General features: G+C 66.7%; 3 protein-coding genes. 1 reads left to right on the top strand and 2 read right to left on the bottom strand.

Annotation, left to right across the window (positions count from 1 at the left end):
- The first annotated feature begins 93 nt into the window (after positions 1–93).
- A complete protein-coding gene (locus BJ982_RS14800) occupies positions 94–1008 on the top strand; it encodes a 1,4-dihydroxy-2-naphthoyl-CoA synthase (RefSeq protein ID WP_445009397.1) in 915 nt (304 codons plus the stop codon).
- 357 nt (positions 1009–1365) lie between these two features.
- Here the strand turns inward: BJ982_RS14800 and BJ982_RS14795 are convergent, their stop codons facing one another.
- Together BJ982_RS14795 and BJ982_RS14790 are read right to left on the bottom strand one after the other, a co-directional pair.
- The gene (locus tag BJ982_RS14795) at positions 1366–1878 is read right to left on the bottom strand and encodes a hypothetical protein (protein ID WP_184880481.1); all 513 of its coding nucleotides are present in this window, start codon (positions 1876–1878) and stop codon (positions 1366–1368) included.
- A 7-nt stretch (positions 1879–1885) separates the two neighbouring features.
- Complete coding sequence (locus BJ982_RS14790) at positions 1886–10120, bottom strand: LamG-like jellyroll fold domain-containing protein (RefSeq protein WP_184880479.1); 8235 nt, start codon at positions 10118–10120, stop codon at positions 1886–1888.
- Positions 10121–11117: the final 997 nt, after the last annotated feature.

Raw genomic sequence — 11117 nt, 5'->3', positions numbered from 1 at the left:
CCCCATTGATTGTCCCTGGTGGCGGAGGCCGCCGAGGACCGCCGGGCTCGGGCAGAGGTGGAGGGGACCCGCTACCCTGCGGACGTGGCTGACATCAACGTGTCCGAGTTGTTCGACCCGTCCGCGTGGCGCGAGGTCGAGGGGTTCGGCTTCACCGACATCACCTACCACCGGTCGGCGGAGGCGCGCTCGGGGAAGCGTGTCGTGCGGGTGGCGTTCGACAGGCCGGAGGTGCGCAACGCCTTCCGGCCGCACACGGTGGACGAGTTGTACCGGGCGCTGGACCACGCGCGCATGAGCTCCGACGTCGGGTGTGTGCTGCTCACCGGCAACGGGCCCTCGCCCAAGGACGGCGGCTGGGCGTTCTGCTCCGGCGGCGACCAGCGGATCCGCGGGCGGTCGGGCTACCAGTACGCGAGCGGGGAGACCTCCGACACCATCGACCCGGCGCGGGCGGGCCGCCTGCACATCCTGGAGGTGCAGCGGCTGATCCGCATGATGCCGAAGGTGGTCATCGCGGTCGTGCCCGGGTGGGCGGCGGGCGGCGGGCATTCGCTGCACGTGGTGTGCGATCTGACGCTGGCCTCGGCGGAGCACGCCCGGTTCAAGCAGACCGACGCCGACGTGGGCTCCTTCGACGCCGGGTACGGCTCGGCGTACCTGGCCCGCATGACCGGCCAGAAGTTCGCCCGCGAGATCTTCTTCCTCGGCGAGGACTACACGGCGGCCGAGATGCACGCGATGGGCGCCGTCAACCGCGTCGTCCCGCACGCCGACCTGGAGCCGACCGCCCTGGAATGGGCCTGGAAGATCATCGGCAAGTCCCCCCAGGCCCAGCGCATGCTGAAGTTCGCCTTCAACCTGGTCGACGACGGCCTGGTCGGCCAACAGGTCTTCGCCGGCGAGGCCACCCGCCTGGCGTACATGACCGACGAGGCCGTAGAGGGCCGCGACGCTTTCCTGGAGAAGCGCCCCCCGAACTGGGAGCCGTTCCCGTACTACTACTAGTAGTAGTGCTTGTTAGGGCTGCGCGTCGTTGGGTGTTGAGGCGCTGGGGTAGTTTCCTTCTGCGGTCGCTCCCCAAGGACACTGCCGTGAGCCTGGCCGAGCACGTCCAGGCCGCCGGCCGGGCCTCTACAGTGCCGATCACCTGGCGGCGCTTTACGCCGAGCGGTTCTTCACCGTGCGGGCGAGCCGGCTGACGTTGTGGAGGGGCGGGGGTGAGGTCGGCCCCGCGCGACCACATGCGCGGCACGTCCGCAACGCTCGGCAGGACGGCTAAAGAGGAGGCCCTCCATGGCTCGATCCCGTCAACAGATCGAGCCATGATCAAGCGCCGACCACTTCAAGAGTAAGTAGTCTGGTTCAGCTTTCGTCTTTGTACATCTCCACCACTAATGGCGCAGGGGATTTGGTCAGGGCGCGAGCCTCGCTTATCGCCTTCTCCTCCTGCGGCCCGGGCTCCGCCCATGACTCGTAGAAGTCCAGGCCATAAAGAAACAGCCGGACGCCCTTCCACCTACTCGACTCCAGGTACACCGACTCGGGCGGACGTGGGATGGCGACCCTCCATCCCAGCTTCCGTAAGCTCACGCTCGCCGCGTCGAGAGCCTCTGCGGCATTCGAGCTCCCGACATCGAGCACCAGGACTTCGTTGATGGTGGTGAGGCCATCCCCGTAGTCCTCGGTCGTGGTCCGCGCCAACACCTTCCCAATGCTGCTCACGTCGCTGACGGCGATGGAATCCACCCGGGACTCGCGCTGAAACAGGGCGGGATCGCAACCTGAGATAAGGAGCATGGCGGTGAGGGCGGCCGTCCAGCCGATGACCGCGGTCGCCCGGTTCCTTCGACCGTCCGGTTCGTAAGAGGCAGTCATGACGCGACTAATACACTCCGTCTCTCTTTAGCCAATAGCAATGCGCTTTGACGCACTTCCAGTAGTCCTCTACGTACTTACGCACCGGACCCCCCAGCGCATCCACCCGCTTCCGCAGCCCAGGGGGCATATCGCCAATGCCTTCGAGCCAGGCCCTGAACTTCGTGGACCTTAATTTACCAGTCTTGGGATCCCAGCCCACACCTGAGCATCCACAGTAAGCGAGAACCGCCTCCCAGTCAGTGATATTACCACCACCAGACCGGCCGCGGATTTTTATATTCTCCTTGAGATAGCTCAGGTACTGCGCGGCAAGATCGATGGATTTTACTGGGTCGTCGATGAGAATCTTGGCGATATCGTCATCGCTCAGCCCCTTCTCACCCCTCAACTCCAGCATTTTACGCGCCTTGTAGACCTCCAGTTGACTGATGCCGAGACTGGCCTTCTCGCCTTGCCCGATGGCCTTCTGCCCCCAGTAGTTCGACCACGCGTACGGCTTGCCCAGCGCCGTCTCCGCCCCCAGGTTCTCATAGATAATAAGGGCCGTGAGCGCTCTCACATCGACGTGCCACTTCGCAGCAGACTTCTGGATGTCCTTATAATACTTGAGCAGGTTTTTGTATGCATAGAGGGACGGGAAGTCGGGGCAGCTCTGTTGAGTATAATATCTTTGCACACAGGAAGGAATCTTGGGATTAGAGCTTCGCTTCGACTTGGAGCTGATGTCCTGTTTTCCACCTCCGCGCCCTCCTCTGCTCTTCTCGACCGCGTCGAAGAACTCGTCCATGCTGTCGAATCCACCGACTGCCATCCAGTTGAAGGCCAGCTCTCTGGCGCTCAACTGGGGAGACCACATTTCCATGTAGGCGTTCTGCACGTCTTCGTCGGCGAACCAGAAGTTCGGCTGGTCGACGGGCCGGCCGTTGGGCATGTACTTGTATCCCAGCCTCTTGATCTCCTCCTCGGAGAGCCGGGGGTTGTTGTAGTACTCGTATCCCGGCGAGTTGAGGAGGTCGTTCCACCATCTCTCCGTGACGTCCGGCCGGACACAGATGCCGTTGGTGCACATGTACCCGGGCATGTTCGCGACGGGGGCGGCGGGGCAGTTGCTGCAGTAGATCGCCATGCTGGAGTGGCCGCTGGGGTCGATGTTGGTGAGGGGCGCGGCGTCGGCGTAGGTGTAACGGTTGGCCCGGATGGAGGAGCTTCCGGGATCGAGGGTGGCGGTGTCGCGGCTGGCGAAGGTGCCGGTGCCAGGCTGGTACCAGCGGGAGAGCATGTTGACCTTGCCGGTGGCCGGGTCGGTCAGTCCACTCTGGTATCCGAGGTCATGCCGGGCACCGTTCCTTGTGATCTCTTCGCCGAAGGGGGTGTAGGCGACCGAGTCGTTCAGGGCGGTGGCGGTGGCGGCGAAGGTGCCTACCAGGTCGCCTCGCTGGTCGGTGAGAGCGAAGCGCGGTCCGGTGCCGTCGGAGGCGCCGATCACCCCACCGTCGATGCCGCGGCTGTAGGTGGCGAGCCTGGTGCCAGACCCGTCGGTGGTCGCGATGATGTCGTTGGACAGGGCGTCGTAGAGGTATTTGCTGACGCCGATGCCCTGGGTACGGCTGGTCACGCGGTTCAGGGCGTCGTAGGTGTAGACGGCGTCCCCGTCGGTGATCATGCGGTCGAAGGCGTCGAACTGGAGCATCTTGGTGACGCTGCCGGTGGTTTGGCTGGCGATGGTGCCGCGCGCGGTGTAGGTGTACGTCGATCCTCCGCCGGAGATCAGCCGGTTGCGCTCATCGTAGGCGAAGGTCTGCGCTCCGGCCTTGGTGCGGTTGCCCGAGTCGTCCCACTCGTAGGCGGTGACCGCTCCGCCCGGGGCAGTCCAGGAGGTCAGCCGGTTGCTCCAGTCGTAGGTGTAGGTGTTGGTCCCGGCCCCGGCGGTTCCGGTGGTGGTCTTCGTGGTCATGTTGTCGTCGAGGTCATAGCCGTAGGTGATGGAGGCGATGCCCGCACCGGCGGGGGTCTTCAGCGTGTCGCCGGTCAGGCGGTCCATCGGGTCGTAGGCATAGGTCCGTTTCGGGCCGCCAGCGCCGTAGTCGACGCCGGTGAGCCGGTCGGCGTTGTCGTAGCCGTAAGTGAGCGTGGCCGAGGTGACCGGGTCGGTGAGGGTCTTGAGCCGGTCGGCCGTGTCCCAGGTGAAGGAGGTGGTGCCAGCGGCGTCGGTCCGCTGGGTCAGGCGGTTGTTACCGTCGTAGCCGAAGGACGACAGGTTGCCCGGCGTACCCGTCTTGGCCGTGCTGACCAGCAGGTCACGGTCGTTGTAGGCGAAGGACAGGTCCCCGGCGCCGGTGAGCCGACCGCTCAGGTCGTAGGCGAAGGTGTTGGTCTGGGTGGCGGCTTCGGCCCCTGTGCCCTGCTCGTTGATCAGCCGGTTGAGGTTGTCGTAGCTGCTCGTGGCGCGGACGTTGCCCGGCTGTGACACGCTGACCGGATTGCCGGCCACGTCGTAGCTCGTCGTCCAGGTGCGGTCGGCCAGGTTGGGGTGGGCCTGGGTGGCCGGCTCGATACGGGACTCCACCAGGCCCAGGGTGTTGAAGGTGGCGATAGTGGAGTTGCCGCGCCCATCGGTCGTACGGGTGCGCTCACCGGCGGCGTTGTAGCCGAAGGTCGTGGTGATGCTCTTGGCCGCCGACACCGTCTCCACCAGCTGGGTCAGCCGGCCGCCCGCGTCGAAGGCCCGGCTGGTGACATGACCCTCCGGGCTGGTCTGACCGGTGGGGTTGCCGTCGGCGTCGTAGGCGAAGCCGTAGGTGCGCAGCACGGTCCCGGTGGAGTTGAGCGACTTGGCGACGATCTTGCGGCCTGCCAGGTCGTACTCGGCCGTCGTGCTGTTGCCGAGCGCGTTGGTGACCTTGGTAACCCGGCCGGTCAGGTCGTACTCCATCGTCTCGGCATGGCCGAGCGGGTCGGTCTCCGTGACGGCCTCTCCGGCGGCGTTGAGCGTCCGCTGGCTACGCTCCCCACCGGGCTTCTTGGCCGCGATCAGGTTTCCTGCGGTGTCGTACTCGGCCGCCGTGGTGTACGCGGCCGCGGTGGGCACGCGTTCGATCTGCGTCGCGGTGACCTGGCGTCCCAGGCCGTCGTAGGTGGCCTCGATCCGCGCCCCGGTCGGGCCCGTCGAGGACAACAGTTCCCCGGTGAGGGTGTAGGTGTTGTCGGTGGTACCGCGCGGCGCCCCTGACGCGGCGGCCGGGTTGGTGACGCGGACGACCCGTCCCAGCACGTCATAGGTCATGTTTGAGACGTTGCCACGCGGGTCGGTCACCGAGGTGACCCGGCCGGCGGCGTCGTGGCCGTAGGTCGTCTGCGGCGTGACAGGGGTCCCGCCGGGCGGCGTGTACGGTGTGCCGGTGACGGAGGTGATACGTCCGGCCCTGTCATAGGCCGTCAAGGTGACCCGGCTCTCCGGCCGGGTCTGATGCGTCCGCTCACCCGCGACGTTGTACCCGATCCGCGAGACGGGCCGCTCGGTGACCGCCGCAGCACCGCCGCGCTCGACACCGACCGCAGGCGCCTCGACCTTGTCAGGCCTGCCGAGAAGGTCGTAACCGATGAGCGTGGTGTGGTCCATCCGGGTCGCGCCGGAGGCGTTGCCCCGCGGAGTGGTGATCTCGGTGATCAGGCCGCGGTCGTCCACCGTCCAGGACGTCTTCAGGTCCGTGGCGCCGTTCTCCACGACCTGCTCGATCACCTGGTCACCCGCGTCGTACCCGAGGGAGGTGACCTCCGTGCGCGTAGTGCCGGCCGCCGTCTGGCTCCTCTGGGTGACATTGGTGTTGGCGTCGTAGGAGTAGGTGGTCTTCCTGGCCAACCCCGCCGGGTCCAACGTGGAGGAGGTGAGCCGCCGAGCAGCGTCGAAGACATAGTCGACGCGAGTCTTGCCCCCGCCGGTGACCCTCCGGGTCAGGTTCCTGGCGGCGTCATAGGTCGAAGAGCTCAGCACCACGTCCACCGGGGTGGTGGAGGCGTTCAGCTTGACCTGGCTGCCTATCACCTCGGCCTCGGTGTCGTCGTCGAAGTAGGTGTGGCGGATCGTGCGCCCGACAGCGTCGGTCTCGGAGGCCAGCCGCCCGGCGTCGTCGTAGGCGTACGACCGCATGACCACGTCCTGGGCCGGCTGGGGGGCGGTCGGGCTGCCGGTCCAGTTCTTCAGCGTGACCGAGGCGGCCTGACCACGCGGCGTGTAGGCGTAGTTGAGGGTCGCCCCCGCGGCGTCGGTGGTGCTGACGACCTGGCCCTTGTGGTCGAAGGCCGCCAGCTTCGTCCCGCCCTCCGGGTCGATGACCTTCTCGATGCGGCCGTAGCCGTCGTACTCATAGCTGGTGGTGCGGGTCGGGTCGCCGCCGGTCAGGTCGACCACGGACTCGGTGAGCTTGTTGCCGTCGTCGTCGTAGGTGAACCGGGCCTCGGCGGTGTGTGTGACGCCGCTGACCTCGTTCTTCACCCCGGTGCCGGTCTGCTTGGACACGCGGCTGTAGGCGTCGTAGGCGAAGGTCGTGGTGTTGGTGGTGGCGCCGGTCGGGGGTGGCGGGTCGGTCGGGTCGGGATCGGGGTCCGGGTCCGGTGCGGTGACGGCGGTGTCCTTGTCGTTCTGGATCTCCGACGCCGACAGGGCCCGGTTGTAGACGCGCACCTCGTCGATCAGGCCGGAGAAGTACTCGCCCCAGGCGCTGTTGCCGCCGATCCGCAGCGGCCCGCCGTCGGCACGCAGCGCTCCGGTGAGGTTGGCCTCGCCGGTCTTGGTGCCGTTGAGGTAGAACGCCAGCTTGGAGCCGTCGTAGGTCAGCGCCAGGTGCGACCATGTCCCCGTGGGGATGTTCTGGCTGGAGTCGACGCTGCCCTCGGTGCCACCGGTGTTGACCGCCCACCCGTTGGGCTGGGACCCGTTGGAGGCGTACAACGCATACGACAGGCCGCCGTTGAACTCCTTCATCAGCACCTGGCGCCAGTTGTCCAGCACGGTCGGGTTGACCCACGCCATCACGGTCATGCCGTCCGACAGCCGCAGCGACGGGGAGTCGGGCACGGTGACCCAGGAGGAGGTGCCGTTGAACGACAGCGCCTTGCCGAACTTGCCGGAATTGGACCAGGTGGTGTCGGTGGCTGTGCCGGCCTGGGAGTGCCCGGAGTCGTCGGCGATCGCCGTGCCACTGCCGGCGTTGAACCCGTAGGACGCCACCAGCCCGTCGTCCGACAGCGTGGACGCCGCCGGCGGGTCTTCCTCACCTCCGGAGATCTGGCTGGTGGAGGTCCTGCGGCCGATGGCGTCGTAGGTGTGCTCGGTGACCAGCCCGGTCGGCTCGGTCACCTTCGCCAGATCACCAGCGAGGGTGTAGGCGAACTCGCGCACGTTGCCCTTGGGATCGGTCTCGCTCTTCAGGAGACCGGCCGGTGTGGTCCCGCCGCCGACCGCCGGCTCAGTGCCGTCGGTGTAGGCGTAGGTGGTCGACCGGCCGTTCGGGAAGTCCGTGGTGGCCGGGGTGGTCTCCTTGGACTTCTCACCGAACGCCGTGTACTCGAACTTGGTGGCGTAGGTGTTGCTCGTGGAGCTGGTCGACCGCGCGTCCCGGGAAGCGGTCACCTGGTCGTTGCGCGGGTCGAACGGGTCGGAGGTGTTGAGGTGGTAGGACGTGTAGGAGGTCTGGCAGTTTCCCGCGGACCTGCACGTGGTCACGCTCAGATCGTTGCCACGCTCATCGTGGGTGACCTGGGTGGTGTTGCCGTTCGGGTCGGTGATCTTGGAGGGGAAGCCGCCGGTGTCGTACTCGTAGGTCGTCTTCTTGGCCTGGTTGGGGGGCTGGGCCGTGGACACCTGGTCGGCGTAGCTGACGATCCGCATGCCTCGCATGGGCTCGTACACCGACCTCACGAGGCCGTTGTGCGGGTCGGTCACGGTCACCGTGGCCAGCGAATCGCCCTCGCCGGTCCCGCTGTACTGGACGGCGCCGATCTTCCACAGGCCGCCGTCGGAGTCGGTGTTGGTCAGCAGGCGCCCGCCGTTGGCGTTGTAGGTGTTCTCCGCCCAGACCCGGCCCGAGGCCAGGGTGGCCTTGGTCATCTGCGCGCCGGCCACGCCCGCCTGGTAGTGCGCCTTGATCTCGGCCGCAGGCAGTGACCGGCCGAACACGGCCACCTCGTCGATGTCACCCTTGAACGGGAACACCTGGGTGGAGCCGGTGGAGGACGGCCAGCTGGAGGAGGTGTAGCCCGAGCCGACACGCGTGTACGCCTGGTCGCGGTGGTCGATGGCGCCGCTGCGGGTGCCGACCGCCTGCCCGTCCAGGTACAGCGTCTGGGTGCTGCCGTCGCCCGACAACGCCACATGGTGCCACTGGCCGTCGTTCACCGTGCCGGAGGTGGTGATCGGTCCAGCCGCGCCGGCGGCCCAGTACCGGCCGCGCAACTTGCCGTCGGTGCCCACGTACACCACCGGGGTGAAGTCGGACGGTGTGCCGGTGTCGGTGTCGCTCTGCCCGATCACCACACCGGAGTTGGTCGTCTTGAACCACGCCTCCACCGTCAGGTGCGAGCCCCGGCCGCTGATCGCCGACTGCGGGAGCTGCACGTAGGAACTGTTCGCCGAGGTGCCGCTGAACCTGATCGCGGTGTCGGTGGTCCCGCCCAGTGCTCCGGCCACGCCGACGGTGGCGTTGTAGGTGCCGCCGCTGAACTCGGCGTCCTCGCCACCCAGGTTCCAGCCCACCGCGTCGGCGACCGTGGAGCCGGCCGAACCGGTGGCCTCGTTGAGCCGCCAGTAGCCGGTCGGCATCGAGTTCACGATGCCGGTGCTGTACCGGGAGGCGTCACCGTAGTTGTAGGTGGTGCACGCGGTGGCCGACCCCGGACTGCACACCTTGACCAGCTTGTCCCCGTCGTAGGTGTAGTTCCAGCTTTGCGCTGTCCCATTGATCGGATCGGTGGATACCGAGGTGGCGTGGGCGCCGGTCCAGGTGAAGTGCAGCGACCGGCCGCCGGTGGCCGTCACGGTGGTCAGCTTGCCGTCGGTGCCGTACGTCAGATCCTGCGCGCGCCCGCGGTTGTCGGTGACCTTGGTCACCCGGCCCTGGGCGTCGAACAGGTAGGAAGTGGCTGATTTGTCCATCAACCGCCAGCCGCCACCGCTGACAGTGGCCAGGGTGGCGAAGCTGCCCTGCGGCGGTACGTAGGTACCGTTGCCCGATGACCCGAACCGCGACTGCCGCCCATCGGGGTAGGTGACCAGTACGGTCTGGGTCTGCGGCTCCTCGACCAGGCGCATGTCCCACCGGGTGCTCCACCCGGCGCCGAACATGCCGTCGGTACGGGGGTCCAGGCTGTTGTAGGTACGCGTGGTGGTCAGCGGCGGCCCCACCGTGGCCACCGAGGCGTCCACCGATGCCTGGGTGTAGTTGCCCGCCGCCGGGTCGAACTCATGTCCATCCGACCCGGCGCCCAGCAGCGAGTTGCTGGAGGGCTGCTCGGGTTCGGCGGTCAGCGTCATCCATGGCGAGGTTTCCTGCAGCCCGTTCACCGAGTCCTCGGCGATCACCGACCACCAGTACTTCTTACCCCACTTCACCTGGGAAGAGTTCACATCCCAGGTCCCGGTGGTGTTCCAGGAGCTGTTGACGCACCAGTCCCAGGCGCTGGAGGGACCGTTCCCGGAGCACAGTTGGAACCAGTAATTGACCGAACCGGTCTGCGCGGCCGCCCATGCGCCCAGCGTCGGCTTCAGCGTCCCCACCTGAGCGTCGTCGTCAGGCCAGAACTCCATGAAAGACGGCGGCTCTGGCGCCGGCGGCACGTAGCACGGTCCAAGATCCACCCAGGCGCTGGTGGTCAGCGGCGGCAGACCGCCCGGGGCTGACTGCGCCCAGAAATCGTGCGCCTCCGTCATCCCCTGCGTGGTGTTGAAGTACGAGACGGTCGTCCCGGACGAGTAGTTGACGCCTGGCGCCCACCGGGGGTAGTAGCAGTCACCCGCGACCATGGTGCGGAGGCTCCGCGGCGACGCGGAGGGTTTGTTCCCCCCCTTGGCCGGCTCCTTCGACGCCTTGTGCCGCACCTCCAACGGCAAAGCACCCTTCGGCGGCTTCACCGACCCGGTGCCCTTACCGGACTTGGCACCCTTGACCTCGGCCCGCGTCGCCTCGGCCGGCACCAGGTGCGGCCGTCCCGCCGCCGAACCCGTCTGCTGGACGGGCGTGTCCACATCGGCGGCCGATTCAACATTCGAAGTTTGGCCGGAACTGGACCAGGCGCGCGGCATCAGCCCTTCCGGCACGCCGACCCCCGAAACCAATACCGTCAGAACAGTTAAATAACTACTCAACACACACAGTCGTCGGCGTGACAACGAACGACGCATTCACGGCTCCTCGCTCGATTCGCGGACCAGATCAGAGCCGCTTCGCCCCGACAACGGCCATCACTCAGCTCAATGTTGATGAATTTCAGAGGCCCCATGGAACGTATGCAACGCGCACAGTCAATTCAATGGTGACCTCGGTCACATCACATATGGATATGCGGCCGTCACAAGCAGTCAGACGTCTCCGCCCACCCCGAGCGGTACAAGCGTGAGTTCACGCCGGCACGGAAGGTCTCCGTACACCGTCAAGGGGTCCACTACAAGAGCATCCGAGGGAACTTTTCCAGTGAATATCGACCTGACAGGCGACAGAATCCAGGCCACCTCTGCCGCAAGCGTGGAGTCATTGTCAGTAACTCACAGAGCCGCAAAGCTCCAGAGGGGACGAATATCGTTATTCCAACGAGATCCGGCGGCGTCTTAGAACACCCCTCCCGGCCGACTCGGATTCGAGGCGTCGGGTCCATCGATCAATAGGCGGTATCGCGTCTTGTCGACATTGACAGTCGCAACGGCGGAATGCCCAAGCCTGCGGGTGGACTTCTCGCCATGCTCCGGGATTTCCACGCGACCGAGCGAACCGTAGGTGACGCCGCCGTCCCCGCCGCCATGCCACGCGGGCAGGTTGGACGCCGGTCCTGCCGATGCCCCCCTCGCCCCGGTGAGGGCCGCGCGGAGTCCGCATGCCGCCGGACAGTCGAACCGGTGGACTCAGACATGGCCTCCCACAGCGCTTCGCAGGGGCGCAGGGGCGCAGCGCCCTCCGTCCAGGCCTGCCGGGCACCTTGTGGGACACCGCGCAGCGCCCCGCACGGCGGCCGAGCAAGAAAAACCCTAA

Source organism: Sphaerisporangium siamense, from assembly GCF_014205275.1.
Classification (GTDB): domain Bacteria; phylum Actinomycetota; class Actinomycetes; order Streptosporangiales; family Streptosporangiaceae; genus Sphaerisporangium; species Sphaerisporangium siamense.
Note: the sequence above shows the minus strand (reverse complement) of the source record. Positions and strands in the feature narration are given on the sequence as shown.